This is a genomic window from Paenibacillus sp. J22R56, from assembly GCF_056269375.1.
Genome location: NZ_JBWDNV010000008.1, coordinates 112,133 through 138,312, shown reverse-complemented (window position 1 = coordinate 138,312; position 26,180 = coordinate 112,133). Strand labels below are relative to the sequence as shown.

General features: G+C 47.4%; 24 protein-coding genes and 1 other annotated feature. Of the genes, 11 read left to right on the top strand and 13 right to left on the bottom strand.

Features of this window, described 5'->3' with window-relative positions; genetic code table 11:
- Positions 1-164: 164 nt before the first annotated feature.
- Positions 165-737 (top strand): RNA polymerase sigma factor, encoded by a 573-nt coding sequence (locus AC0YNT_RS19685; protein WP_475806160.1) that lies wholly within the window; start codon positions 165-167, stop codon positions 735-737.
- Positions 698-1,720 (top strand): DUF4367 domain-containing protein, encoded by a 1,023-nt coding sequence (locus tag AC0YNT_RS19680; RefSeq protein ID WP_475806159.1) that lies wholly within the window; start codon positions 698-700, stop codon positions 1,718-1,720. Before AC0YNT_RS19685 ends, AC0YNT_RS19680 begins: the two co-directional genes overlap by 40 nt.
- 43 nt (positions 1,721-1,763) lie before the next feature.
- Here AC0YNT_RS19680 and argS read toward each other — a convergent pair whose 3' ends face one another.
- From argS to AC0YNT_RS19655, 5 genes are all read right to left on the bottom strand, one after another.
- Positions 1,764-3,458 (bottom strand): arginine--tRNA ligase, encoded by a 1,695-nt coding sequence (argS, locus tag AC0YNT_RS19675; RefSeq protein WP_475806158.1) that lies wholly within the window; start codon positions 3,456-3,458, stop codon positions 1,764-1,766.
- A 47-nt stretch (positions 3,459-3,505) separates the two neighbouring features.
- Positions 3,506-3,741: a binding site (T-box leader), on the bottom strand.
- 44 nt (positions 3,742-3,785) lie between these two features.
- Positions 3,786-4,106 (bottom strand): thioredoxin family protein, encoded by a 321-nt coding sequence (locus AC0YNT_RS19670; RefSeq protein ID WP_475806157.1) that lies wholly within the window; start codon positions 4,104-4,106, stop codon positions 3,786-3,788.
- A 41-nt stretch (positions 4,107-4,147) separates the two neighbouring features.
- Positions 4,148-5,101: an L-lactate dehydrogenase gene (locus tag AC0YNT_RS19665; protein WP_475806156.1), complete on the bottom strand. Its 954-nt coding sequence runs from the start codon at positions 5,099-5,101 to the stop codon at positions 4,148-4,150.
- 551 nt (positions 5,102-5,652) lie between these two features.
- Positions 5,653-6,342, bottom strand: a complete 690-nt coding sequence (locus AC0YNT_RS19660) for a glycosyltransferase family 2 protein (RefSeq protein WP_475806155.1) — start codon at positions 6,340-6,342, stop codon at positions 5,653-5,655.
- A 1-nt stretch (position 6,343) separates the two neighbouring features.
- On the bottom strand, positions 6,344-7,372 hold the full coding sequence (locus AC0YNT_RS19655) for a glycosyltransferase family 4 protein (RefSeq protein WP_475806154.1): 1,029 nt from the start codon (positions 7,370-7,372) through the stop codon (positions 6,344-6,346).
- 193 nt (positions 7,373-7,565) lie between these two features.
- Between AC0YNT_RS19655 and AC0YNT_RS19650 the strand changes: the two genes are divergently transcribed.
- The 5 genes from AC0YNT_RS19650 (at position 7,566) to AC0YNT_RS19630 (ending at position 14,398) form a co-directional block, all read left to right on the top strand.
- Positions 7,566-8,558 (top strand): sugar phosphate nucleotidyltransferase, encoded by a 993-nt coding sequence (locus tag AC0YNT_RS19650; protein ID WP_475806153.1) that lies wholly within the window; start codon positions 7,566-7,568, stop codon positions 8,556-8,558.
- On the top strand, positions 8,555-9,850 hold the full coding sequence (locus tag AC0YNT_RS19645) for a UDP-glucose dehydrogenase family protein (RefSeq protein WP_475806152.1): 1,296 nt from the start codon (positions 8,555-8,557) through the stop codon (positions 9,848-9,850). Before AC0YNT_RS19650 ends, AC0YNT_RS19645 begins: the two co-directional genes overlap by 4 nt.
- Positions 9,851-10,629: 779 nt before the next feature.
- On the top strand, positions 10,630-11,589 hold the full coding sequence (locus AC0YNT_RS19640; protein ID WP_475806151.1) for an ABC transporter permease: 960 nt from the start codon (positions 10,630-10,632) through the stop codon (positions 11,587-11,589).
- 117 nt (positions 11,590-11,706) lie between these two features.
- Positions 11,707-12,621, top strand: coding sequence for a carbohydrate ABC transporter permease (locus AC0YNT_RS19635; RefSeq protein ID WP_475806150.1), 915 nt, complete (start codon positions 11,707-11,709; stop codon positions 12,619-12,621).
- A gap of 67 nt (positions 12,622-12,688) precedes the next feature.
- The gene (locus AC0YNT_RS19630; protein WP_475806149.1) at positions 12,689-14,398 is read left to right on the top strand and encodes an extracellular solute-binding protein; all 1,710 of its coding nucleotides are present in this window, start codon (positions 12,689-12,691) and stop codon (positions 14,396-14,398) included.
- Positions 14,399-14,477: 79 nt separating this feature from the next.
- Here the strand turns inward: AC0YNT_RS19630 and AC0YNT_RS19625 are convergent, their stop codons facing one another.
- The 4 genes from AC0YNT_RS19625 to AC0YNT_RS19610 all read right to left on the bottom strand — a co-directional run bounded on the left by AC0YNT_RS19625 (position 14,478) and on the right by AC0YNT_RS19610 (position 17,120).
- The gene (locus AC0YNT_RS19625; protein ID WP_475806387.1) at positions 14,478-15,215 is read right to left on the bottom strand and encodes a DUF4247 domain-containing protein; all 738 of its coding nucleotides are present in this window, start codon (positions 15,213-15,215) and stop codon (positions 14,478-14,480) included.
- A 174-nt stretch (positions 15,216-15,389) separates the two neighbouring features.
- Complete coding sequence (locus tag AC0YNT_RS19620) at positions 15,390-15,896, bottom strand: DUF4178 domain-containing protein (protein WP_167279179.1); 507 nt, start codon at positions 15,894-15,896, stop codon at positions 15,390-15,392.
- Between the two features lie 30 nt (positions 15,897-15,926).
- Positions 15,927-16,328 (bottom strand): DUF350 domain-containing protein, encoded by a 402-nt coding sequence (locus AC0YNT_RS19615; protein WP_475806148.1) that lies wholly within the window; start codon positions 16,326-16,328, stop codon positions 15,927-15,929.
- Positions 16,329-16,445: 117 nt separating this feature from the next.
- On the bottom strand, positions 16,446-17,120 hold the full coding sequence (locus tag AC0YNT_RS19610; protein ID WP_167279181.1) for a PspA/IM30 family protein: 675 nt from the start codon (positions 17,118-17,120) through the stop codon (positions 16,446-16,448).
- Positions 17,121-17,310: 190 nt separating this feature from the next.
- On the opposite strand from AC0YNT_RS19610, the gene AC0YNT_RS19605 reads away from it, so the two are divergent.
- Together AC0YNT_RS19605 and wsfD are read left to right on the top strand one after the other, a co-directional pair.
- Positions 17,311-17,820: a DinB family protein gene (locus AC0YNT_RS19605; RefSeq protein WP_475806147.1), complete on the top strand. Its 510-nt coding sequence runs from the start codon at positions 17,311-17,313 to the stop codon at positions 17,818-17,820.
- Positions 17,821-18,004: 184 nt separating this feature from the next.
- A complete protein-coding gene (gene wsfD, locus AC0YNT_RS19600) occupies positions 18,005-19,423 on the top strand; it encodes a glycan biosynthesis hexose transferase WsfD (RefSeq protein WP_475806146.1) in 1,419 nt (472 codons plus the stop codon).
- Positions 19,424-19,490: 67 nt separating this feature from the next.
- On the opposite strand, the gene AC0YNT_RS19595 is transcribed toward wsfD, so the two are convergent.
- The 3 genes from AC0YNT_RS19595 to AC0YNT_RS19585 all read right to left on the bottom strand — a co-directional run bounded on the left by AC0YNT_RS19595 (position 19,491) and on the right by AC0YNT_RS19585 (position 21,644).
- Entirely contained in the window at positions 19,491-19,667 is a 177-nt protein-coding gene (locus AC0YNT_RS19595) for a hypothetical protein (RefSeq protein WP_475806145.1), read from the bottom strand.
- 42 nt (positions 19,668-19,709) lie between these two features.
- Positions 19,710-19,886, bottom strand: a complete 177-nt coding sequence (locus AC0YNT_RS19590) for a hypothetical protein (protein WP_441892047.1) — start codon at positions 19,884-19,886, stop codon at positions 19,710-19,712.
- A 525-nt stretch (positions 19,887-20,411) separates the two neighbouring features.
- Entirely contained in the window at positions 20,412-21,644 is a 1,233-nt protein-coding gene (locus AC0YNT_RS19585) for an aminopeptidase (protein ID WP_475806144.1), read from the bottom strand.
- A 313-nt stretch (positions 21,645-21,957) separates the two neighbouring features.
- On the opposite strand from AC0YNT_RS19585, the gene AC0YNT_RS19580 reads away from it, so the two are divergent.
- The gene (locus AC0YNT_RS19580) at positions 21,958-23,067 is read left to right on the top strand and encodes a M24 family metallopeptidase (RefSeq protein WP_475806143.1); all 1,110 of its coding nucleotides are present in this window, start codon (positions 21,958-21,960) and stop codon (positions 23,065-23,067) included.
- A gap of 504 nt (positions 23,068-23,571) precedes the next feature.
- Here AC0YNT_RS19580 and AC0YNT_RS19575 read toward each other — a convergent pair.
- On the bottom strand, positions 23,572-24,486 hold the full coding sequence (locus tag AC0YNT_RS19575) for a proline dehydrogenase family protein (RefSeq protein ID WP_475806142.1): 915 nt from the start codon (positions 24,484-24,486) through the stop codon (positions 23,572-23,574).
- Positions 24,487-24,621: 135 nt separating this feature from the next.
- Here AC0YNT_RS19575 and pruA point away from each other — a divergent pair, with 135 nt between their 5' ends.
- Positions 24,622-26,169, top strand: coding sequence for an L-glutamate gamma-semialdehyde dehydrogenase (pruA, locus tag AC0YNT_RS19570; protein ID WP_475806141.1), 1,548 nt, complete (start codon positions 24,622-24,624; stop codon positions 26,167-26,169).
- The last annotated feature ends 11 nt before the right edge of the window (positions 26,170-26,180 follow it).

Sequence of the window (26,180 nt, the reverse complement as noted above, 5' to 3'; positions counted from 1 at the left end):
TTGAATGGATTGATAAACCTATAATTATATACAATGGAAAAACCAGGAAGGTTGCGGTAAGCTTGAAAATTAACAGGTTTTAAAATAATGTCCCCTTGGAGCATAGGCGAGGTGTTATATAGAACAAATGGAAAGGAAAGGGGGAGGCATAGACGGATACGGAAATGATTGAGAAGTGGATTGTCTCGGTACAAGATGGGCGTACTGAGAATTATGCGGCAATCGTCGAATTGTACCAACGCCGAATTTTTATATACTGCTGCAGGATGCTCGAGAACGAGCAGGAGGCAGAGGACGCGGCACAGGATATTTTCGTAAAAGCGTATCAGTCGATTCAGAGCTATAGGCCAACGGCCGGGTTCTCAGCATGGTTATACAAGATCGCCTACCGGCACTGCTTAAATGCTCTTCGAAGGCGTCGTTTGCAACTACATAAGCGCGCTTTGTTCCAGCCGGACAAATCAGTAGCGAGTCCTGAAGAGATCGTAGATCGACAGTTATTCAGCCCACCACTTGATTCTGTCTTAAAGCGTCTTTCTATTGTGGAGCATAATCTGCTTGTTCTAAGTGTGTTCGAGGAAAGGACAAGTGTGGAGATAGCAGCCATTATCGGTAAAAGTCCAGAATCGGTTAAGAAACGAATCGCAAGGACCAAACAGAAAGTACGGGATATGCTGGAGAAGGGGGGGGAGAAGGAATGGATCGTACAACGATCACTGTTGAAAACGAAGCTTTAATCCGTTACGCGAAAACGGAGGCTGATTATCCGGACATAGACATCACACAATCCGTTATGGAACGGATTAATCAGCTGAGCAATAAGGACCCAACCGGCAGGCGCCGGAGGCCGATCCGTCGCTCAGCGGCTATAACTGCTATTACTGGAGTCATGTTGATAGGATCGCTGACAGCTTATGCCGCTACGGAGTATGTGCAAATTCATGATTCTAATGGCCGGACAGTTATTGAAGCAGTCGCTGAAACTCCAATTTACCCTCTGCCCAAAGATATAGCCGAACAGCTCGATGCTTACCGCCAGCGGGTGTTGAAGCTGCTGAAGCCGGGGCAAATGCTCGCCTATTATATTAATGATGACAAGTTGAATTCGAATGGATACGACAAGACTAATCCAATCAAGTTCGAGTTTAACCTTTCCTACAGATCTTACGATGATTATGTACAGAAATTGCGGCAATTATCAGGGCCACGGTTAGAGATGCCGGATTACCTGCCGGAAGGTTATGTGTTCAAACATGGGCAGATCTCTCCGAGGCCACCGATGCGCGGTGACAAGGATCACTCCGCCTACGATAAGCTGCAGAAGAAGCTTTTGGAACGGGTAGCCGCAGAAAAGGGAGCGGATAAGCTTATTGTCGAACCAGTGGACTGGACGAATACACTTGGTGTGAATTTAAGTTTTACTAACGGATCCACTGTACTAAACTTAATGGCTCAGATTGGTCCCGACATTCCGCAGCATGGAGGAAAGGCAACCGTAGCTCAGTCAGCTTCCGCTACCTCAGAGACCGTTCGGATCGGGGGACAAGAGGCTCTCTATAGGAGCGACGACAGTCAGGGTGCTGATATCCCTCACTATTTGTTCTGGTATGATGAGCAGAAGAACATCTATTATACGATTATGGATAGTATGGGCAGCGAACTAACCCGGAAGGATATGATACGGATTGCTGAGAGTATGATTAAGCAGGCTGGAGAATAAAGTATGGAGGCAAGTTCGCTATAGCGAACCTGCCCCTTTTGATTTACATCTCTTTTAAAGCCTTAACCCCAAGCATCTTCAGCCCATCCTCAAGGCATTCTGCCGTCATCTGGACAAGCACGAGCTTCGCCCCTTGCTCGGCTATGTTACCGGTAATGATCTTCTCATGATGATAGAACCGATTAAACGTCTGTGCCAATTCGATTAGATAACGGGCGACGACCGATGGCTCATACCGCTGTGTGGCTTGGGAAAGGGCATCGGGGTAGTGCATCAGAGCTTTGGCAAGCGGCCAGGCGTAATCGCTAGAAACGAAGCTGAAGTCGGATATTGCCGCTGTACCAGCTGCTTCGGACTGCAAGCCTGCTTTGCGCAGTAAGCTTTGCGTCCGGGCGTAGGTGTATTGTACGTATGGCCCAGTCTCACCCTCGAAGTTAACAATGTCCTCCAGTGAGAAGTTCACTTCATGCAGCCGTGAATGGAACAAGTCGCCAAAGATAACGGCACCTACGCCAACCGCCTCGGCAACTTCACCCTTATCGGTGAGAGAAGGGTTTTTCTCTTCGATTATGCGCAGCGCATGCGCTGATGCTTCATCCAATACATCCTCAAGGAAGACGACTTTCCCTCTGCGAGTAGACATTTTCTGCCCATCCATCAGCATCAATCCAAACGGGATATGCTTGCATTGCTTCGCCCAGTCGAAGCCCATCCGCTCCAGCACTAGGAATAGCTGGCGGAAGTGCAGCGACTGCTCTGCACCTACGACATACAGCAACTCGTCTCCACGCATCTGTTCATGCCGGTAAATCGCCGTTGCAAGATCACGGGTCGCATAAATCGAGGAACCATCCGATTTCTTGATGATGCATGGCGGCAGTCCCTCCTCATCAAGACGGACGACCAAAGCACCGTCACTTTCCTCAAGCAGCCCAAGCTGTGACAACTGCTCGACGACGGCGTCCATTTTATCGTTATAGAAGCTTTCTCCAAGATAATGATCGAAGGAAACCCCAAGACGGTCGTATAGCTGATTAAACGCTGCAAGGCTGTCATCGATGAAAAGATGCCAATAGCTGTGCGCCTCCGGATCACCGGCTTCCAGCTTCACGAACCATTCACGCGCCTCATCCTCCAGCTCGGGATGGAGCTTTGCTTCTTCATGAAAACGGACGTAAAGCTCGAGATAGGCTTTAATCGGGTCTTCGGATTTCTGAGCAGGCTCTCCCCAATGAAGGTAAGCAGCTATCATTTTGCCAAATTGGGTTCCCCAGTCGCCTAGATGATTAACGTTTACCGGTTCATAGCCCACCTTGCCTAGCAGACGATAAAGGGCGTTTCCGATCATCGTCGAACGCAGATGTCCGATGCCAAACGGCTTTGCGATATTGGGAGAAGACATGTCGATAATGACACGTTTGCCAGACCCCAGATTGGGGAAACGCAGACCCTTCTCACGGTGTTCATTAGCGAACCGCTTAATAACCTCAGCACGGTTAAACTTGAAATTCAAATATGGACCGGCAGCCTCTGCAGTCCACAGCTCGTTTTGAACAGAATTACTTAACTGTTCGGCAATTTGAATAGGGCTTTGCTTTAACGTCTTGGAAAGAGCAAAGCAGGGGAAAGCGACGTCACCAAGCTGTTCGTTAGGCGGGAATTCCAAGAGCTCAATCAATTGCTGTTCTTTTAAAGAACAATGCTTTGCTAAGGATGCCGCAATGAATTCTTTTAACATAAGAAGACCTCCAAATTGTTTGTGAAAACATAAAAAACCCCGTCTCGGAAAGAGACGGGGTTGAATCCGTGGTACCACTCTTGTTGCTTATTGAGGGACTATGGAAGTCGCGTCGTTATAAGCATCTCGCCGTTGTAACGGTACTGAACCGGGCGGGCCTACTGTAAGGTTCGGCCAGCCATCTCCCGGGTCCTCTTCCCCTTAATTGTCATCACCGGCTTTCACCACCCCGGCTCGCTGCTCATGAACATCATAAGGATACTGTCCCGTTCCTCGATATTAGTTATAACGAGCATCATACTGGATATTATCTGAAAAATCAATCTATTATTTCGTTCGACTGCTCAGAATGTTGATGAACGATTGGCAGGCCACAAAAGTCCGCATAACGGTAATCGGCTGGCCATCTTTGTAGAGCGCAAGGGCAGGGACAGAACGAAGCTCCAGAGGAGCGGCAGTCTGCGGGAAAAGATCAATATTGACCGATGTAACGGTCATTTCCTGACGAAGGGCAGGAGCGACGGCCTCTAGTTGTCCTGCAATGGTGTGGCAGGGAGTGCAAAAGGTACTGCGGTATAGAACAAGCACGGAGCATCCGCGCTGGATCTCTTCTTGGAGCTGCAGATCGGTACACTGATTTAATGTCATGTTAGGATTCTCCCAGACTTGGAATGATGCCTACCATTGTATCATCCAAGTGACAACTGCTCAATTGCACTCCTAATCGTGCTGCACGAGAATATCATCTGCTGCTCTTCCTCCGGAGATAAATTCAGCTCGACGATCTCTTTGACACCGTTGTGGGTAATGATAGCGGGAACGCCAGCTGCAATGCCAGTCTGGTTATATTCCTGCTCCAACACCGAGGAGACAGCGATGATGCGATGCTCGTCGTACAGTATGGAGCGGGTAATATAGGCAAGTGCGTTGCCGATGCCATAGTGTGTTGAGCCTTTGCGGGTATAAATCTCCCAGCCGGCGTTTTTGGTTTGTAGTGCAATCTCATCAAGCTTAAGATGGCCGAACCTGACCGGATGCTGGGTCAAAATATCTTGAATCGGCTTCCCGCCAATCGTCACATGTGACCAGGCCGGGAACTGTGATTCCCCATGCTCGCCAAGCACATACCCGTGGACGCTTCGCGGATCAACAGGGAAATGTTCGCAGAGTAGTGTTTTAAGTCGAGCGGAATCAATGGAGGTGCCAGAACCAATGACAGAGCTGCGGGGAAGCCCTGACAGCTTCCATACGACATAAGTAACGACATCAACTGGGTTAGCAGCTGCGAGAAAAATACCGCTAAATCCGCTGTCCATAATCTGCGGAATAATATGTTTGTAAATGTCAGTGATCGAGATTAACATGCCCATCCGGTCTTGACCTTTCGGCGGATAGCCTCCGGCGCATAAGATGACCACATCCATATTCGAGCATTCCTCATATGTGCCTGTGTATATTTTGGTACGGCTGTGAACGAAGTCCATCCCGTGTGTCATATCGAGCGCCTGTGCGATCGCGCGGTCCGGCGTACGGTCAATAAGCATGATTTCATCACATATCGACTGATTGATAAGGGAATACGCGCAGCTTGAACCTACATTGCCAACCCCGACGATCGCTACCTTGCGCGCTTTACTCCTCATTGCCATCCAGCCCCTTAACAGTTGTTGTTACACTAATATATGGGCTTGCATACGAATCATGTGACAAAGATAGGTAGGTGTAAAGAAGGGTGACACGGAATGCTTGGATTCCTTGTCTGTAGCGGATCTAAGGACTGTAAAGTTTGTCTGTAGAGGGTGAAACTGTTCCGCTTATGAATAGTTGATATGAATTTGATGTGAAAATTCAAAATACAGCGTGTTATTCGGTGATAAAAGTAAAAAAAGGACGCTCATTTAGGAGCACCCATGTAATCTTCATTTTGTTGTTTTGTCCACAGACTAGCCCGCATGCAAGTTCAAGTATTGGCCGCCTATATGGCTACATCGCCAAGGACAGTGTCGGGCATGTCGGCATAAATCGCGCCGGGTTGATCGGCTAGTTTTCGTTGATGATCACGATGAGCTCTTTTTCGGCCGGGCGTGAAGCTGGCTGGAAAATAGGATTCAATAGAAACGTTGAGGGTGCAATGTTGCAAGGCCAACTCCCGAAGGCCGATTGACCTCGCGTGCTTTAACTGTGCATGCCATGCCTAATTTACGTACCGTCTGTAATGCTTCGTCTTAAGAACAAGCTTGCAGTGCGACATATAGAGGCGCGTGCTTTTCTTTTGCGTATGGCTTTTGATATCTTTTCTTCTAATACAAACATAGTGCCGCTTGGATACGGAATACACTCGAAAGCCTCTGCGGACGCACCGCCCGACCCAGCCGGAATCCGTGCCGACCGCTTTGAACTCGGGAAACGGGACACGCTCCCAGACCGATTTCCGGAAGACCAGCGTGCCGCCCTTGATGCTGCGCACGTATTTATTTTCGCCCCCCTTGCGGAAAACCATCAACGAACGACTGGCTTCGAAGTAAAGGAAAGAGGAATTTTTTCCTACGATGGATGCTTTACCGCTTTTGATAGCACCGGCGGTTTCACGCAAAAACGCGGGTCCGTAATAATCGTCATCGTCAAACTTGGCGATGATGCCGTCCTCGGCCAAATTTATGGCGTAGTTCAGGCATTTTCCGAGCTTGTGTTCTTGAGGAAGTTGGATCACTCTGATTTCGTTCTCCGGATATTGGCTTGCCCGCTCCTGATAGGGCCCGATATCCATTTTGTCGTTATTCAAGACGATAATCATTTGTTTGTCCTTCCAAAGCTGCCGGTCGTAATTCTCGAATACGTTATCGATGCATGAGGGTCTCATCGTACACGCGATTACGGTGACCATCTTACTTATCAACTCCATTCGGCGTAGCTAGAAGCTTTGCTTTACGTCTGTTCCATAATGTATTGTTTTTAATTTTATACAATTTTTTATCGATGATTTTTTGGTATAAACTTACGAATCGATCTGTCATGATGCGGTCGGAGTAGCGGGTCCTGGCATAACGTCTGCATTCGCTGGCTTTGGGCAGCCTCTTCTTGCGGTACTTAACCTTCAACGCCATTTCGGATGTCGTTCTGCATAAGAGCTGAGGCATTCCTGTCAGCACCTCGGCAACGCCGCCTTTCCTGAATCCTAGCACGGGCGTGCCACTGGCCAGTGCTTCGATGAGGACTAGTCCGAAGGGTTCATCCCAAGTCGACGTGAACAGGACGCAGCTTGCATTGGCGAGCAGCTCGCGTTTGCGGTCTCCGCCGACGGGACCAATATAACTGATTTTTTCGCCCAGATGAGGTTTGATTTTAGCATTGAAATAGGATTTATCGTTCAGCGTGCCGGCAATGATGAGCCGCATGCCTGTTTTTTTAGCAACCTTAATGGCAAGGTGTACGCCCTTTTCCTTGATTAATCTTCCCATGAAGAGCAGGTAGTTTTGTTTGTCTTTCGTGTAGGTGTAATCCTCCATGCGGATGCCGTTATGGACGGCATAGCCTTTTCGTTTGCCGTATTTACGGAGGATGAATTTGCTGACGTATACCCGAAGCTGCACGTCTCCCTTGATCCCTTTGGAATGGGAATTGCTGATCGTCGGAATAGGCGGGTTCGCTTTCGCAACGATACCGTAGTGATCGTGTATGATATCCACGTCAGGCGGGAGATTTTTAATAATAAAATCCAGCTGCTTTTTCGGATCATCCGACTCGTATTCGAACGTTTGGGTAGCATTCGAGGTGGATCCTTTCTTCGCAAACAGAAACACTTCATGCCCCCGGTTGACCAATTCTTCCGTTAAATAATGCACATCGCGCTGCGTGCCCCCATAATCCTTCGGCGGTACGGGAATCGTATTCGTCGATATTTGAGCAATTCTCAAACGTCTGTCAACTCCTTAGGTCAGTCTCTTCCCATAGGCATTCCTTGTAGGATATGAATGAATTCCTGTGCAGGGCACGGCGCTTTCACCGATCTCAGCGTTCTATTTTAAATCGTGTACAGGGTATGGCCTATACCAAATGAAAGCAGTTTTCATAGAATAGTAGAAATGGATAGAAAGAGGTGAGAAGCTGTTGAAAGGATTAATTCTCTGTGCAGGGAAAGGAAGTCGCTTATATCCGTTTACCAATAATCGGCCTAAGACACTTATACCTGTCGCCAATACGCCCTTGTTGCAATTATCGATCGTGAAATTAATGGAGCTTGGAATAGATCGTATCGGCATCGTCATTCATCCATCTCAAGAAGCCGACATACGCGGGCAATTCGGCGAGGGAGAAGCACTTGGCGTCTCGATTACGTACATCTATCAGCATGAGGCAAAGGGGATCGCGAATGCGCTAAAACAAGCGGAAGACTATATATCGGGCGAAGCGTTCCTACTTCTACTCGGGGATAATTTGATTTCTGCTCCGTTATCCGATCTGAAGAACGACGTCGAGCTTGGCGGTGTACAAGTATCCTTGCTGCTCGCGGAAGTTGCAGTCCCACAGGATTACGGCATCGCGGAGATCCAAGATTCGCGCATCGTAGGTCTGGAAGAGAAACCGGCGCATCCAAAGTCTAATTTAGCGGTATTAGGGGGCTACGCGTTTACGAAGGAGATCTTTGGCGCCGTCGACGAAATCACGCCCTCTAAGCGGGGCGAGTACGAAATAACGGATGCGATTCAGTGGTTGATCGAGCAGCAATATGTCGTCGCTTACCATGTTACCGACCAATTGAACATCGACGTCGGCACGATGGATCGATGGCTGCTGGCCAATCAAAAGTTGTTGGACGAGCAGGCATTGAAGAAACGGGTTCACGACTCTGTCCGGCTGGAGCGCTGCACAATCGTGGAGCCAGTATCGATCGAGAAAGACTGCGTGCTAAAGGATTGCCGGATCGGCCCTTACGTTTCTGTGGGCGCGGGCTCGAAGCTGGAAAACTGTCAAATCGAGAACAGCATCATATTGAATGGGGTTCATATGAAAGACCTCCCAGTCCCTATTAAAAATGTTATTATCGGCGAACATTCCATTGTCGCCGGGACACTCCTTGATAAAGAGGTGAAGGAGCCTTGAAAATTCTGATTATCGGTACGGGCTATGTAGGAGCCACGACCGCAATGGTATTTGCCGAGATCGGCTGGCAGGTAACCGGACTAGATATCGATGCAGGCAAAATCGAGCGGCTAAAGAAGGGACAACTGCATTTTCACGAACCTGGACTCGAAGACCTGATTGCCAAGCATGTGCACAGCGGCCGCTTGCAGTTTACGACGGATAAAGAATCCGCCATTAAAGAACACGACGTTATTTTCCTTTGCGTCGGAACGCCATCGCTGCCGGATGGAAGCGCAGACCTGCGCTACATTGGGCAAGCCTCCGCGGATATCGCGCGTTCGATGAAAGGCTATAAACTTGTCGTCACCAAAAGCACTGTCCCCGTCGGAACGCAAGAGCAGATCAAAAAGTGGATAGAAGAGGCGCAGCAAACAGCCTATCCCTTCGATGTCGCTTCCAATCCCGAATTTCTGAGGGAAGGCAAGGCCGTCGAAGACGCTTTGCGGCCCGATCGTATCGTGATCGGTACCGATAGCCAGCGGGCAACCGAGCAGCTTAAAAAGCTGTATTGGCCTTTTGCGTGCCCTTGGATTATAACCACGCCGAGGACCGCAGAGCTTATCAAGTATGCATCCAATTCGTTTCTCGCAACTAAAATATCGTATATGAACGAGCTTGCGAGACTTTGCGACGAGCTGGGGGTCAATGTAAAGGAAATTGCCGAAGGAATGGGCCTTGATCCCCGGATCGGGCCAAGCTTTCTGCAAGCCGGCCTGGGTTATGGAGGCTCCTGTTTTCCTAAAGATGTCTCGGAATTGGTTACGACTTCGAGAAAGCATCATGTAAATCTTCGTATTCTGGAGGGAGTCATAGAAGTCAACCGCACGCAGTACGCCTCTTTGCTCGACAAGGCGCGGTCGCGCCTGGGGGACTTTGCGGATAAAACCATTACGGTTCTAGGGCTTGCGTTCAAGCCGGATACAGACGATATTCGGGAGGCGCCGGCTATACGGATCATCGATCAATTGTTACTCGAACAGGCCAACATTCAGTTGTTTGACCCCTTTGCTGCTTTGCCGGTGCACGCTTCCTACAAGGCGGTTAAAGTCTGTTCCTCAGCCGAAGAAGCCTTAAGAGGCGCGGATGCGATTATACTGTGCACGGAATGGCCCGAGTTCGGACAGCTGAATTGGAAGAAAGCGAAGAAGCTCCTCCGGCACCCCAACTTCTTTGACGGGCGCAATATGATGGATGCTGCGCGGATGCGCGGAATCGGGTATTATTATCAAGGCATTGGCAGCGGTCATTAAGAATCATTCGTTTCTTATAGTTATAAACGAAGTTTCATTGGCCCTGTTGGGTGCAAGAGAAGCTGCCGGACAACAAGAATATCTGTATCTATTCATTTAGGTGTGAAATATAAAGATCGTGACAGGTGGGCTACAATATGCTTATAAACCACTTTGAGGTTGTAATCATCCTCCTATGTCATTTAAGTTTAGTTGTACTTCGTTTTCTAGGTTGCGCGACAACAGTGTATCCAGCGTTCCTGCGGTAGTGTTTTGTGAAGCTGTAAAAGGAGTTGCCGCGGCAGCTCCTTTCGTCTGTATATAGCCCTTCATTGAAGGGTGATACGGAATACTATGGCACACATGGATTCCTTGATATACATAGGAAGTAAGAGTGGGCACGTCGGGAAGTTGATAAGAAAGTGAATGAACATCGGGTGTAAGATGTTGGTTATAGTACTTTAGTCTGGGTTATATAGGCGGATGTGCAAATTATTTTCTTCATTTTCTAACACAATACGACAAATATATTAAATATGTTGTATAGGTTTATATAAATAAGTTGTAACACAAAAGGAGGGCAAATATGAGGTGATATTAGAAAATAAAGCTCTTTTTCCAAAATAATCCCTAAAATCGTTCATAAGGGTATTGAAATAACATATTGAATATATTATATTAATATCAGAAAATGAAACCGCTTTCTTTGAATGGGGGAAAGAAGCTAAAACCACATGAAGAGCAAGAGCTGCGTATGGGATGTACATTAGCCTTAAACCTATTAGGAGGTGGGATGGAAAATGATTGTGAATGAAGCAAGGGTTGAGGCAAGAGTCGAGGCCGTAAAGCCAAAAAAGAACACAACTTGGTCGAAGGTTTGGAGTTTCAGGGCTGCCTATCTATTTATGTTGCCAGCTGTTATCTGGTATCTGGTGTTCAGCTATTATCCGATGTACGGCATTTTGATTGCATTTAAAGATTTTAAGTACAACCTCGGAATAATGGGGAGTCCATGGGAAGGACTGCGGTACTTCAAGCAGTTCTTGAATGATTCTAGTTTTTATACTGTCCTCAAAAATACGCTGTCCATCAGCGGACTTAAGCTGTTGTTCGGATTTCCGGCGCCATTAGTCCTTGCTTTAATGCTTAATGCTGTGATGCGCAGCAAAATAAAGCGGATCTTCCAAACGATTTCTTATCTGCCCCACTTTGTATCCTGGGTCGTTGTCGTAACCCTGATGCAAAAGATTCTTTCTCCCAACGTTGGTCTTGTTAATGACATCCGTGAAAAAATGGGTCTGGACTCGATCTTTTTTATGGGAATGCCGAACTTATTTTATCCACTCGTCATTTCCTCTGACATATGGAAGGGCATCGGCTGGGGATCGATCATTTATTTGGCCGCACTAACCAACATTGATCCACATTTGTATGAAGCCGCAGAAATGGACGGGGCAGGCCGCTGGAGCAAGCTGTTCAAAATCACGCTGCCAACCTTGGTACCTACGATCGGTATTCTGCTCATCTTCTCCTTAAGCGGCATTCTAAATGCTGGATTTGACCAAATATGGCTAATGCAGACGCCTGCTACCTTAAGCGTCTCTGAGATATTGGACACCTACGTGTTAAAGACGGGTATCCAGCAAGGACAATTTGCTTATTCCACTGCGATCGGCTTGTTCAAATCGGCGATCTCGCTGGTCCTTATTATAACAGTTAACAAGGTAGCCAAGAAGGTAAGCGACGTGTCTTTATGGTAACAATGGCCTGAATAGCCATTAGGTGATAATTCATTTTAGAGGATGCTTACGAAGTATGAATCATCACAATGGCCAGAACGTCCATTAGGGTGATAATTCATTTTAGGAGGTGCGGGAATGGGCACGAGAAGAATGTCGGCAGCCGATAAAATTTATTCGAGCTTGAACTATACCGTGCTGCTCATATTTTGCTTGACGGCACTGTACCCCTTTATTTATTTTTTAGCGCTTTCGTTTAATGACGGTTATGACGCCATGAAAGGCGGCATTTACTTATACCCTCGAGTTTTTACACTTGAGAACTACTCCAAGGCATTTAATAATCCGCAGATCTTAAATGCCTTTACGATCTCCATTTCAAGAACTTTTATCGTTACCATATGTTCCGTCATGTTGACTTCTTTACTCGCTTATGGTCTTTCACGGAAAGGTCTGCCCGGAAGGAAATATATCGTCTTTTTCTTCTTCTTTACGACCTTGTTCAGCGGGGGATTGATTCCAACCTTCATTTTGTACCGTCAAATTCATATTATCGATACGTATTGGGTACTAGTCTTACCTGTACTGTATGACTTTTTTAACGCCATCGTAATGAAGACGTTCTTTGACGGAATCCCTCCCAGCTTGTCGGAGTCGGCCCGGATCGACGGGGCAAGTGAACTACAGGTATTTGCACGAATCATTCTCCCGCTATCCATGCCGGTATTGGCTACCATAGCTTTGTTTGTAGGGGTTGGCGTGTGGAACGACTGGTTTACCGGTCAGTTCTTCATCTCCAAAGAAAACCTTCAGCCTGCAGCGACGTTCCTGAACAAAATGATCAGCGAAGCGTCCTTCCAGACCATGACGGGTTCAGGCGGAGGTTCGTCTATCCAAAACATGAGTCAAACCCAAATGGAGCTGCGGGGTGTAACGCCGGAAGCGCTCCGAATGACTTTTGTCATTATCATAACCACTCCGATCCTCTGTGTGTATCCGTTCCTTCAAAGGTTCTTCGTAAAAGGTGTACTAGTAGGTTCGCTCAAAGAGTAGTCGCGAGGGGTATAAAAGGCACTGCCTTTTATATATAAAAATTTAAAAAACGAGAGGGGCTTGTCAAATGCGTAAAACCAGATTAAAAGGTTCTCTTAGCCTAGCGGCTGCGATCCCGCTGCTTGCATTGTCGATGACGGCGTGCAGCGATAATGGGGGGAACAACGAACCGAATGCAACAACAGGGAACACAACGAACACAACGAACACGGGGCAAAATGAAGCAGAGGCACCCAAGCAGGTCACGTTATCGTTCCTGAGCGCCTGGAATGGCGGTGGAGCAAGCTTCCCGCAAGACCAGGTTAACAATCCGGTAGCCAAAGCGATAAGAGACAAAACTGGCGTAACGCTCAAGCTGGAATCGATCACGACAAGTGAAGTCGAGAAGCTGAACACGATGTTCGCTTCCGGCACGGTTCCGGATATCGTGAACGCTCCGTACTGGTCGACTACTGGCGGTGAAGGACAAGTCATTAAGAAAGCCGCTCTGGAAGGTCAGCTTCTTGACTTAACGCCTTATCTCGATAAATATCCGAATATTAAGAGATTGGTCACGACTGGCATTGCCAAGGACTTTGCTGAGTTTGACATGAACAGTCCGGATCTGGAAGGCAAGCAGTATATTATTCCAACGGAAACGCCTGACGGTTCGATCGAAAGCATTCATAACTGGAATTATGGTCTTTTTGCCCGCGGCGATATTTTGAAAGCGTTGAATGTCAATGCGGCGGATATTGATACGCAGGAAGAGCTGTACGACTTGCTGCAGAAGATCAAAAACGGAAATTTCAAAGATATTAGCGGCAAGCCGGTTATCCCTGCCGGTACGATGCACAACGGCTGGGATTCCAGCCAATTCACGAAAGGCTGGACAGGTTACAATATTTCGGACTTCCGTGAGGAAGACGGCAAGCTGAACTTCTGGGCTTTATCTAAAGACGAGGAAGACAAAATGATGTATATGCGCAAATTGATCAAAGACGGATTATTTGATCTTGAAGCGTTCAGCAATACCGACACGACAGCCAAAGAGAAGCTGACTACCGGCAAGCTGGCTGTATTTGGAGCTCAACCTCTGCTCGGGGATTTGCAAAAAACGCTGTATAAGACCAATCCGGAAATGCAATACGAGCTGCTTGGTCCTTTTAAAAATAAGAACGGTGAAATCGCGACGCAGGTTGAGAAGCCAGGACGCTCCGGATTCCCGGCTATCTTCTTGAGCGCAAAAATCAAAGACCCAGATGCGGCATTGCGTTACCTTGATTTCGTAAACAGCGACGAAGGCCGTCTGCTCGCGTACTGGGGGATTGAAGGCAAGGATTATACGATGGTGGACGGAAGGCCGCAATGGATTCCGGACGTGAAGAAGCAATTTGACGAGAATCCGGATTTGAAGCGTGACGAAGGACTTAACTTCCTTCCGGGAAGATTCATTGGCGCATTCTCCGATAGTGTAACCTGGCCGAAGTCAGATGCTGACAAGACGCAATGGGATAAGCTGGAGGAAAGCTTCTCTGTGAAAATGCCGATGAAAATTATTGATAAAGTAAGTGCCAGCTACCTTGAAAGAGATTGGCCGAAATATCAGCAATATCGTGATAAAATAAACGGCTTCGATTTCAATACGGAATTACAGAAAGCCTACTTCGCGAAATCGGATGAAGAAGCTTTGAAAATCCTTCATAATGCCCAGAAGAAATTCAAAGATGCTGGCGTTGAGGAAATGACCGAGTTTGTAGCTCAAGAGGCTGCAAAACGGACGGATATTGGTTACTAAAAGCAAGCTGGCATTAACATAACTTATAACAAAGAAACCGCCCGATAGCTCGGGCGGTTTCTTACTGTGTCGTATAGCGTCATCGCCGTCGCGATATGCGGCCGGAGCCTTTGCGGATCTTCGGCGTTGATTTCTTCGGCTTGGTGAACACGGAACCTGACTTCTTCGAAGAAGAAGAGCCTCCGGTAACGACCTTACCGGTCGAGCCGCCGCTTGAACTGCTGCCTGAACCTACAGCAGAAGAATCCGCGTTCTTCGAACGCTTGAAGATCGTTCCGGTCCGATTGACGGTCATCGGTGGAGCTTTTTTCAAATCCTGATCCGTTGGCGTGTGATAGGTCGTTTTTGGTTTATAAGTGTCTTTCGACGAATAACCACGATAAGTACCTTTTCCATAACGGCCATTATCGAACAAATCATTAAGTACGCTGGCGAGCAAATAACCTTGAAGGAAGCTGCTGCTGTAGTTATTGCGCACATATTCCTTGGAGTCGATCTCAATCAGCGTATCGGCTGGATCATCCGGAGCCTGCTGGATCTGGATAACTTCGTCGTTGTAGACGAGGAACATCCGCTCGTTACTTTCCGCGGATTGCTGCTCCGGCTTTTTCTTATCAACAAGCTGCTTTGCGACCTCTGGAACGGTCTGGTCCGCTGCACGGTAGACATAAGAAGTCTGATTGCCCGAGCCGTTCACCGATTCAAGCGGATATTGCTCCTTCACGGTGTCAGAGATGGCGCAGGCAGCAAGCATTGGAACGATGAAGCTGATTAATAATAGGATTTTGATGCTATGAAGCCACCACTTCTTGCTCATCATGCTTCTTTCCTCCTAAAAAGAATTGCGAAGCAATTCTTACTCCGTAAGCAATCGCTTAAAGAATTGCGAAGCAATTCTTACTCCGTAAGCATTAACTTAAAGAATTTCCACGCGCTGTTTAGTGGAAATTCTTACTTCGTAAGCAAAGCTCTATGCTCCGTAAGCAATGCTTTATGCGCCCCGAATGACACGGACATCAGCAGGGAGCACCGATTCACCAACATACAGCATGAAGCGCCCATCGAGCCATTCCACACGGAGCAGTTTCATATCGTCGGATTGATACTGCCACACGTACTGCTCTCCACCTTGCATAAACGGCGTCTTGCCGTTTGCTGCAATAACGCCAGAGAAGTTCTCTTCCATGTGATAAGCCCTGTCGTCCAGCTCAAGTGTTGTTGGCACCTCATCAAAGGTGTCGAGACGTCCGTCAATCTGCTCATACAGGGCATATACGGTACGCTCACGTTCTTCTATCGACAGGTAGCGAATGTCTGTCCCATCCTGCAGCGTAAGAACTACAGCGTTACGACTGCGGTTCCGGCTGCTGCCTGTCACCTGGTAAGTCACAAGCGAGACTTCACAGACATCGCCTGGTGCGAGTGAAAGAATACTTTTCTCAACTTTGACTGGTTCGGGCTTAGCTATAATATTTTTAATCCGTTTGAAAATACTCATAAAGGTTTACTCCTTCGTACGTTCGTTCTGTTATACGGAACCAATGATCAGGGCGCCTGCAATATGAAGGGTACCCGCGATAAGCGCGTAGCCGATCTTGCCATCATGAATGCCTTTATCCAGCTGGATACCAGCGACTGCGCCAAAGATAATACGGAAAATAGCTTCAACAATGAGCAGCGTAATGAACGATACAAGCGAGATCACAAGGGCTTCCCACATGTAAGTCGCCTGTCCGATCGACGAGGCCAAAATATACGCCTGCGCGCCTAGCTTCATCACAAAACGAATCGTTACTGCAATATTACCATCTTTCATTTCCTTAAAATCATGGTATTTCGTGGACAGCGAGTCTAAATACATGAGGATAAACAGCAGAAGCGCCCCAGCGCCGGTCCATACCGGAATTTGCAGCAGATCCGTCCAAGTCATTACAATTTTTCCCCCAATAAAAAGTAGTAGAACTGCAAAATCCGCCGGCGCTGCCGGAAAAGCACTAGCGCCGGCGGACATGATACGTCAGTCCATTTTATTCAATACGGTTATGAGCTATTCCTTCTTCTCGTATTGCTTAAGAAGAGCAGCAAGCTCATCTTCAACCGCTTTGTCTTTGCCAAGAGCGGCGAACTCATCATCCAGCGATTTGCCTTTGGATTGTGCCATCTCGTTGCTTGCTTCCGCGCGTGCTTCCGCTTGAAGCATTTTTTCTTCCATACGCTTCAGGCCTGCACTTGCCGAATCGGAGCTGAAGCCTGCGAGCGATTTGTTGATATGCTCTTGCGCTTTCGCCGCCTGGTAGCGGGCAACAAGTGTTTCACGTTTGTTCTTCATATCTGTCAGCTGTTTACGCATTTCGTCGAGCTTCCCACGAAGGTTGTCAGCCATTGCTTTGTTGTTATCGAAGCTTGTTTTATACTCGGCAGCCTTTGCTTCTGCTGCTTTCTTCTCTTCCAGAGCACGGCGGGCAAGGTCAATGTTTTGTGCTTGTGCTGCGATATGCGCTTGCTCACCGCGTTTTTCCACAAGTTGAGCTTGCTCTTCATACAGCTGTTTGAATTTCTTCTCGAGGGCAATTTGAGCGGCTACCGCTTTCTCCGCATCTTCGAGGTCTTCTTGCATGTCACGGATATATTGGTCAGTCAGTTTGATCGGATCTTCAGCTTTCTCAATCAGAGCATACACATTCGATAAAGTAAGGTCACGCAGTCGTTTGAATACAGACATTTTGGACATCCTCCCGCATTTTTCAATTTTCAATATTTGATCTTATAACACCTACATACGATTATACGCCTGAAATAGTTTCATTTCGATAGCTCGGGAAAAAGTGGTGCCAGTGAATGATTGAACTAAATTAGAAAAGTTTGGTAAAATCAAGGAAATTGGGCATTCATAATTAAGGGAGATGAGCAGAATGAGTCATGAAATAAGCAATCAGTACGACTATCATATTTGGGCAAACAATAAGTTGTTCGGGCACTTGAAGGAACTGCCACAGGAAGTATACCATGCAGAGGTTCAAAGTGTATTCCCATCCGTCTCGGCTGTGCTGGAGCATCTATATGTAAGAGAAGAGATGTGGCTTGGTGTTATATCTGGTGAGAGTACAGATCAGGTCATGCAATTGGTTAACCGGCTTACGGATGAGGTGAAAGGTATTGGGGTCTCGGAAATGGCAGAGCGTTACGCCAATCTGGCAGGCCGTTTCCGTGATTATATGTCCGGTATCGACAACCTGGACAAGCTTACAACCATTACCCATCCACGTTATGGCTCCATGACAGCACCATTATCTGGCCTTATTCAACATGTTGTGAATCATGGGACGTATCATCGGGGTAATGTGACGGCAATACTAAGACAACAGGGACATCCAGGCGTAGCAACGGATTATATATTTTTTCTATACGGACAATATAACTAGCATACACCTCAAGGAAAAGATATCCACAGAGTTATCCACATTATCAACATAGCTGATTCCCCAATAAAATTAAGCTTTTGCAAAAATTGCTCACATATCCACAACAAAGACTGTCCACATAAAGTCCTAGGCCGTAAGTCAGGTTGATATATGCAAAAAAGGTAGAGATTTGTCGGAGGTTCATTTGAAATCTTGGATTCGGTTGGAATGGCTGGTCGTGATCACCGCAGTTGTTGTCTTATTGCCACTATTATTCCTAAGCCCAATTGGCATTGCGAATAACGGGGACTTTTACCGTATCATGCTTGCGGGTGGAATAGACTTCGCAGATACTGGTGAGTCCTATCACGATAAATACTTTGGGTATTTTCATGCGGTGTATCATTATGGGCCATTCTCCGTGGGCAGTTATATCTCCTCGCAGATTGTTGTTGTGTTCGCAGCGGGTATGATCGGCAGGCTGATGAATGCGGAGCAGTTCGATATTCGGATTCTGTCGTTCCTTTATTCTCTCCTCTATATCACGGCTTTATATGTGCTGGTTAAATACAACAAAGAGCGCTCAGTTCTGTTTAATACAGCACTTATAGTAAGTATGTCGCTGATTTTTCTGGATATCGGCTACATCGCTTATTTCAACTCTTTCTTCGGAGAAGCAGTTACTCTGATTTTTATGCTGCTTACTTTTGGGTTTGCGCTAGCCTTAACACGTTTGGACAAGCCATCGGTCTGGATGCTGACGGCTTTCTTCCTATCGGCTGTCTGCCTTATTGGCACCAAGCTGCAAAATGCACCAATTGGCATTCTGCTTCTATTGCTTGGTTTGCGTTTCTGGAAGCTTCGGGCCGATCAGGCATGGCGCAAAGCGATAGTGGTCTGGTCTACAATTTTGCTGCTAACCACAGTGACGATGTATGCCGCCGCGCCAAGTGAGCTTAAGCATATTAACCTGTATCAGACTGTGTTCTTTGGCATATTGAAGGATTCACCTGATCCAGAAGCAGATTTGAAGGAGCTTGGTTTGCCGGAGGAATTTAAGGTGAACGCAGGGACGAACTTTTTTCAGCCAGATACCGTCATTAGGCAAAATGATCCCCGTATCCTGAAGGCGCTGAGCAGCATTAGTCACAAAGACGTTCTCTTGTATTATGCGAAGCATCCTTCAAGATTCGTGCAAAAGCTGAAGCGAGCCGCGGAGAACGGAATGAGTATCCGGCCGCTTTACTTGGGCAGCTATGAGAAGTCTGCGGGCAAGCCTTACGGTGAAGTGAGCTACACCTATAGTGGCTGGAGTACTTTCAAGCTTAAGCATATGCCGAATAATCTATGTTTTATTGCGGCGTTTGCTGCTGTTTATCTAGTGATTCTGGGTATGGAATATGTAAGGCGGAGGCGCTTGGTACGGCAGAAGCTTTTTTTAGAAACCCTGCTCGTTTTGGCTTTGGTTGGAATGTTTGGTTTTGCGGTCCCGCTGCTTGGCGACGGAGAAGCGGATATAGGGAAGCATTTGTTCCTGTTTAACGTCTGCTTCGATATGATGGCGGTGACTGGCTTGTTGTACGTGGTGTGGAGAATGTCGAAGCTATTATCTCGGAAAAGCTGAGACAAACAGCAGGGCTGTCCGAACGGAGGAGACTCCATTTGAACAGCCCTGTTGTTGTTACAGATGATTAGCGTTGCGCACCTGGACGAATACGGACGACACCAATCTCGGAAGCATTGATGGCAAACGCATTGCCGCCTTGGTTGATTATTGCTTTAGCGGATTGACCAACACGCACGTTAGTTGTGCCTTTGCTCCATTTGACAATGTTTTTATCAGCTGATTTTGTTCTTTTACGACCCATTTGAATCACCTCCTCGCCTGAATTGAATGAAACCTCGAGGCTTTAACGGCGGCGTTTCTTTTGTTTGGCCAACTGTTTCATAATTTGTACGTTAACGGCGTTGCTCGCAAGTACATTTCCAGCTTCTGCAGATGCAGAAGCACTTTGATAGATATTAATAACGATATAGTTGTTAGGGCCGACACGGTATCGATACGTTTTTACATTTTGATGATTCAAGGACGTTCCTCCTCTGACAGCAGCACTCTCTATAATCTATGTTTCATTGAGAGATTCCGTCTCGGCTAATAGAAGGGGAGGGAGAATTGATGATGGGTTACGAAGAAAAGTATCTCCTTCCGGTTGCTGTTGTTATCTTGATATTTTGAATGATATCTCTAACGGTAATATCTAGATAACAAAGGCAAGCGCTTCGCTCCTCCAGGAGATACTATTTCTTCAATACCATATCAATTGGTAGGGAAACAAAAAGGGTGGAACAGGAAGTAATGACCTGTTCCACCCTATATTTTTTATAAATTAATCGATAGGATCCAAAGAGAAAATATCTCCTGGAAGAGTGTAACGCTTGCCTTTGAAATCGTGATAAAACCTAAACTATTCCAATCAAATTATCACGATTTCAACAGCAACTGGAAGGAGATATTTCTCTATGAGATCACGATCGATTATACCTCCACGATTTCAACAGCAACTGGAAGGAGATATTTCTCTATGGGATCACAGTCGATTAACCCCCGTCGATTAGAACGCCCAATTACCGTTCAACAGAATTGGTTCGCGTGTACCATCGTCTGTGACGCCATAGAGGTTGAGCTCGGCGGAGCCAACCATGAAGTCGGTGTGAGCCATACTTTGGTTGAGGCCTCTTGCGAGCAGCTCTTCGCGCGACAAGCCGGCGCCGCCTTTGATGCAGGAGGCATAAGCGCTGCCTACCGCCAGATGGCAGGAAGCATTTTCGTCGAAGATTGTTTTATAGAACAAAATGTTCGAGTCCGAGATTGGAGATTTATGCGGCACAAGTGCGACCTCACCGAGGAACTTCGCGTTTTCATCGGTTTCAATCAGGCTTTTGAGTGCTTCCTCGCCTTGCTCTGCGACTACGTTTACTACACGGCCATTCTCGAAGGTGAACGAGAAGTTATCGATGATGTTTCCGTTGTAGCTAAGCGGCTTCGTGCTGGAGACCGTCCCGTTAACACCAGTGCGTAGCGGAGCCGAGTAGACTTCTTCCGTAGGCAGGTTTGGAACGAACCAAGTACCTTGTTCATTTTGCTTGCTGCCGCCAAGCCATACTTGATCCTTCGGCATTTCAAGTGTGAGATCAGTGCCTGGTGCTTGATAGTGAAGATATTTATAAGCCTTATCGTTTAAGTATTTGGCTTTGATTTTGAGCTGCTTAATATGGGCTTCCCAAGCTGCGATTGGATCAGGCTGATCGGCACGTACCATTTGGAAAATCGTATCCCACAGCTTTGTAACTTGCTCTTCTTTCGGCAGATCCGGGAATACTTTAGCTGCCCAAGCGGCAGACGGTGCAGTAGCTAGAGACCAAGTGAATTTGAAGGCTTGTGCCATTTGGCGGTATTTCTCACTTGCCGTACGTGCAGTGCGGTCAGCCGTGCGGATACGTTCCTGCGGTACGCCGCGGAGCAGATCGGGATCGGCAGATCCGATGGTAATGGAGGCTGCTCCATTTTCCGCCATCTCGGTTTTTTCCCCGGCAGACCATTTAGGCTCTTCTAGGAAGGATTCGAGTGGTGCAAGATCATAATGAAGACGGGATACCGCGTCATCTTGCCAGAACACCTTAACTTGATAAGCGCCAGCTTCGTACGCCTTCTTGACAACGAGTCGAACGAGCTCAGGCGCTTCAATTGTCGCATTAACCATAACCGATTGCCCTTGTTGTATGTTCGCTCCGATTTTTACGATGATGTCCGCATAGTTGTTTAATTTTTGCTCAAAAGTCAGCATGGGCTTCATTCCTCTCTCGTTATAAATATGTATAGTTTCCTGTGGACCCTATAGCTATAGTATGAACTTATTTTTGGGTAATTTCAAAATTGCTAGAGGCGGAAGGGAATTGGCCTGCATTGGAGTGATAATGAGGCTGACTCACTAAATAGTGAGGTTTTCTGCTGCTCAGAGTATTTTAAACAGGCTGATGGGACAGAAGGAACTGAGCGAGGGAGATGTTGGCGTGTTATCGTTTGGTTACTTGCACGGTACGGCGTTATAATAGCTAAGTAGCAAGTTGGCTTTAAGTTAAGAAACGGAGTGATCAATTATGGAATCCATTTGGCAGCAAAGAAAAGGGCAGCTGGCTGCTTATTTGAGAGAGAACGGCATAGATATCGCCTTCATTACGTCTTCGACGAATGTATACTATTTTACGGGCTTTTATTGCAACCCGCATGAGCGCTTCCTAGCGCTGGCTTTGGATGCGCGTACGGGTGAAGAAACGCTGTATATGCCGCTTCTTGATCTTTCCGCGGCGGAGCCATTTGGCGGTGATGCGAAGTTAGTACCGATCTCCGATACGGAGAACGCTTATGACGTGCTGAAGCAGCAGACCGGAGCAGGTGTATCTGTAGTTGGAATTGAAAAAGAAGCCGTTTCAATCGCGAAAGCCGAACGGCTTGGCGAAGCTTTGGGCGGGGCACACTTCGCGGATTTGGAAAGCTTTATCCTGTCGCTCCGTATGAACAAAAGCGAAGAAGAGATCAGCAAAGTTCTGGACGCAGTCGTCATGGTTGAAAAAGTCGTTGCCTATGCAGCTTCGCATGTCAAACTCGGAATGACCGAGCTGGAGCTGACAGCGGAGATTGAATATCAGATGCGCAAGCTTGGTGCGGATCGTCCCGCGTTCGAATCAATCGTATTGACTGGTGCTAGATCTGCGCTGCCGCATGGTACACCGGGTTATGACACGATTAAACATGGTGACTTCGTACTGATTGATATCGGCGTGCAGACAGGCGGCTATTGCTCGGACATTACAAGAACGTTTGTGATGGGCGAAGCTTCAAAAGAACAGCGTGCGATCTATGATACGGTGCTAGCAGCTAATATGGCCGGGATTGCTGCGGCAAAAGCTGGCGTAACGCTGGCATCTGTTGATAAAGCTGCTCGTGATATTATTGAACAAAAGGACTTTGGGCCGCTCTTCACACATCGCCTCGGCCATGGATTTGGTATGGATGTACATGAGCAGCCATCTGTATCCGGGCTTAATCAGTCTTTGATTGAACCAGGACTGCTGTTTACGATTGAGCCAGGTATCTATGATCCGGTCATCGGCGGCGTCCGAATTGAGGATGACGTATACATTCAAGCGGATGGTTCCGTGCGAGTATTGACCAATTATCCCAAGGAGCTTATCTTGCTGGGGAGTTAACCTGAAAAATAGTGAATAATGAACGGCGCCCTGATCTTAGATGCGAGTCTAATAATTGGGGCGCTGTTTTGTTGGTTCGGGCAACGATTAGGCTGTATTTCATACAGTAGAATCCAGGCTAGGGCCACTAACGATGAAGCCAAGGCTGTATTTTATACAATAGAATTCTCTTTAAAAAGATGCAGGGTGCTTAGAATGGTTTTTCTATTGGACAGAATCCAATGTAACACTTTTCAGACATGATCCAACTTGATTTTGACTGTATGAAATCCAGTATACGAGAGTATTGGCCAGAGCCTTTGGTTGCTGCAGCAACAAATAGTGAAGCATTTCATCTACAGTTCCGTGCTAGACCGAATCTCGTTAAAAAGTACTGGGCTATCTTATATATAAAGTGCTGAAACGCCACCTCACCAACTGATTAAACCAACTGATTTACCGACCGACTTACCGACAAAGGGCAAAGTCTACACGATTCCGTGTAGACTTTGCCCTTTGCGGTTATCAAAACATATTTTTCAAAACCATCATCAAATTAGCTGGTTTCTCCGCCAGACGGCGAGTGTAATACGGGTACCACATGGTGCCGTAAGGGACATAGCAGCGGACGCGGTAGCCTTCCTGCGCAAGCTCGGCTTGTTTGCTCATTCGAAGGCCGTACAGCATTTGGAATTCGAAGGTGTCCTTATGAATATTGTTTTTCGCGGCATAATCCTTGGTCCAGTTGATGATCTTGTCGTCGTGAGAAGCGACTGCTGTATAGACGCCGTTCTTCAGCCGCAGCTCAATGAGCTTTTTGAAGTTATCGAGCACCTGGCCCGCGTTCTGATAAGCCACTTCAGCAGGCTCTTTATAAGCCCCTTTTACCAGCCTCAGATTTACCTTCTCCTTGCTAAGTGCCTTGACGTCCTCTTCTGATCGGAACAAATACGCTTGAATGACCGTCCCGGCATTCATCAGCCAGCCTTCATGGAGCTTCCGGATGATGTTAATGGTGGCTTGCGTATAAGGGGTATCTTCCATATCGAGACGGACAAAAATCCGGCTGTACTTGGCTTCCGATACTACCGCACGAATGTTGGCGTAGCACTGCTCCGGGTCCAGCGCCAGACCAAATTGAGTTGGCTTCAGCGACACGTTCGCATTCACTTTCCGCTTGGCAATCTCCCGAATGATCTTCAGATACTCTTCCCGATAGCCCGCAGCCTCGCTGAGATCCTTAATCCCTTCACCAAGATGGTCCAGTGTAACCATAATGCCCTGCCCGTTCAGCTCTTCCGTTCGATCCATTGCTTCCTCCAACGTGTCACCGGCAATAAATTTGGAAGCAAGCTTACGTCCGTAGCGGATGGACAAATGCTCCACAAGCTTATTGTTTGAAATCGTCAGCAATGTTCGGCGATAAAGGCCAGCACCCATTGTCTATCACTCCTTTCTTCGCTGTCCGGAAGTCATTCATTACTTCATCTATGCATGACTTCCAGATAAGACATATCATCTTGCCGGATGAACTATAAATGAATTAGTGAGCATGTATCGAAGGGGGATGCGGGTATGAGGGCAACATTTAAGAACGAGCCATTCACAAACTTTCAGCTTGAATCGAATAATAAGGCGTACGATGCGGCGTTGGAACTGGTGGGGACGAAGCTGGGCAGGGATTATCCGCTGATTATCGGGGGTGACCGGGTAACAACAACGCGTATCGCTGCATCAACGAATCCGGCATCAAAAAATCAGATCATCGGCAACGTATCGCAAGCAAACGCAAGCCTTGCGGAGGAAGCCATTCAGACGGCGGCACGTACTTTTGACAGCTGGAAGCATACAGCTCCAGATGAGCGCGCTCGTTATTTATATAGAGCAGCGGCGCTGCTGCGGCGGAGGAAGCATGAATTTTCCGCGTGGATGACGGTTGAAGCGGGCAAAACACGCGCAGAGGCCGATGCTGATACGGCGGAAGCAATTGATTTTATGGAATTTTATGCACGGGAAATGCAGCGTATTAGTAAGCCGCAGCCGCTAACCCCTCTTGATGAAGAGGAGAATCAACTCTATTATATTCCGCTTGGTGTCGGTATTGTCATTCCGCCGTGGAATTTCCCTTTAGCCATTATGGCGGGCATGACTACAGCTGCTCTCGTATGTGGAAACACGGTTGTATTGAAGCCAGCCAGCCCAACTATGGTTATTGCTGCGCAGTTCGTCGAGCTCCTTGAAGAAGCCGGTGTCCCCGCAGGTGTCGTCAATTATTTGCCGGGTCCAGGCAGTGAAGTTGGTGATTATCTTGTTGACCATCCGCTCACGCGATTTATCAGTTTTACCGGCTCTCGTGAGGTTGGATTACGGATTAATGAGCGGGCAGCGAAGACACAGCCGGGGCAAAAATGGATCAAGCGTGTAATCGCCGAGATGGGCGGGAAAGATGCCATTATCGTGGATAATGATGCGAATCTTGATCTGGCAGCAGACTCCATCGTCGCTGCGGCATTTGGCTTTTCCGGGCAAAAATGTTCGGCCTGCTCAAGGGCGATCGTCCATGAAGCAGTGTACGACGAAGTGCTTGCCAAGGTGATCGATCGGACACAGCAGCTTACTGTCGGAGATCCTGCTGCGGTTTCAACAAATGTAGGAGCGGTTATTGATGACAAAGCCTTCCGTAAAATCCAGGAATATATCGAGATAGGCAAAGGGGAAGGACAGCTTGTAGTTGGCGGTGCCTCTGATGATTCAGTAGGCTATTTCATCGAACCAACGATCTTTGCGGATGTGGCGGCGGATGCTCGAATCTCGCAGGAGGAAATTTTTGGTCCGGTGCTGGCTTTTACAAAAGCAGAGTCGTTCGAGGATGCCCTCCAGATCGCCAATAATACTGAGTTTGGCTTAACCGGTGCGGTTATCTCGAATAACCGGGAGCATTTGGAGCTGGCGCGGCGGGATTTTATGGCAGGGAATTTGTATTTGAACCGCAAATGTACCGGGGCGCTGGTGGGCGCTCATCCGTTTGGAGGGTTTAATATGTCTGGTACCGACTCCAAGGCGGGTGGACGGGATTATCTGCTTCTCTTCACGCAGGCGAAGATTGTATCGGAACGATATTAACGAAATGTGAA

Excerpts from the sequence above, each read along its gene's own strand:
- AC0YNT_RS19670 (WP_475806157.1), bottom strand. The coding sequence starts at position 4,106 with ATGACATTAAATCAGTGTACCGATCTGCAGCTCCAAGAAGAGATCCAG.
- AC0YNT_RS19685 (WP_475806160.1), top strand. The coding sequence starts at position 165 with ATGATTGAGAAGTGGATTGTCTCGGTACAAGATGGGCGTACTGAGAAT.
- AC0YNT_RS19620 (WP_167279179.1), bottom strand. The coding sequence starts at position 15,896 with ATGAGTATTTTCAAACGGATTAAAAATATTATAGCTAAGCCCGAACCA.
- AC0YNT_RS19610 (WP_167279181.1), bottom strand. The coding sequence starts at position 17,120 with ATGTCTGTATTCAAACGACTGCGTGACCTTACTTTATCGAATGTGTAT.
- AC0YNT_RS19585 (WP_475806144.1), bottom strand. The coding sequence starts at position 21,644 with ATGCTGACTTTTGAGCAAAAATTAAACAACTATGCGGACATCATCGTA.
- AC0YNT_RS19640 (WP_475806151.1), top strand. The coding sequence starts at position 10,630 with ATGATTGTGAATGAAGCAAGGGTTGAGGCAAGAGTCGAGGCCGTAAAG.
- AC0YNT_RS19665 (WP_475806156.1), bottom strand. The coding sequence starts at position 5,101 with ATGAGGAGTAAAGCGCGCAAGGTAGCGATCGTCGGGGTTGGCAATGTA.
- AC0YNT_RS19625 (WP_475806387.1), bottom strand. The coding sequence starts at position 15,215 with ATGAGCAAGAAGTGGTGGCTTCATAGCATCAAAATCCTATTATTAATC.
- AC0YNT_RS19595 (WP_475806145.1), bottom strand. The coding sequence starts at position 19,667 with ATGGGTCGTAAAAGAACAAAATCAGCTGATAAAAACATTGTCAAATGG.
- AC0YNT_RS19575 (WP_475806142.1), bottom strand. The coding sequence starts at position 24,486 with ATGGGTGCTGGCCTTTATCGCCGAACATTGCTGACGATTTCAAACAAT.
- AC0YNT_RS19660 (WP_475806155.1), bottom strand. The coding sequence starts at position 6,342 with ATGGTCACCGTAATCGCGTGTACGATGAGACCCTCATGCATCGATAAC.
- AC0YNT_RS19630 (WP_475806149.1), top strand. The coding sequence starts at position 12,689 with ATGCGTAAAACCAGATTAAAAGGTTCTCTTAGCCTAGCGGCTGCGATC.
- argS (WP_475806158.1), bottom strand. The coding sequence starts at position 3,458 with ATGTTAAAAGAATTCATTGCGGCATCCTTAGCAAAGCATTGTTCTTTA.
- pruA (WP_475806141.1), top strand. The coding sequence starts at position 24,622 with ATGAGGGCAACATTTAAGAACGAGCCATTCACAAACTTTCAGCTTGAA.
- AC0YNT_RS19580 (WP_475806143.1), top strand. The coding sequence starts at position 21,958 with ATGGAATCCATTTGGCAGCAAAGAAAAGGGCAGCTGGCTGCTTATTTG.
- AC0YNT_RS19605 (WP_475806147.1), top strand. The coding sequence starts at position 17,311 with ATGAGTCATGAAATAAGCAATCAGTACGACTATCATATTTGGGCAAAC.
- AC0YNT_RS19635 (WP_475806150.1), top strand. The coding sequence starts at position 11,707 with ATGGGCACGAGAAGAATGTCGGCAGCCGATAAAATTTATTCGAGCTTG.
- AC0YNT_RS19615 (WP_475806148.1), bottom strand. The coding sequence starts at position 16,328 with ATGACTTGGACGGATCTGCTGCAAATTCCGGTATGGACCGGCGCTGGG.
- AC0YNT_RS19680 (WP_475806159.1), top strand. The coding sequence starts at position 698 with ATGGATCGTACAACGATCACTGTTGAAAACGAAGCTTTAATCCGTTAC.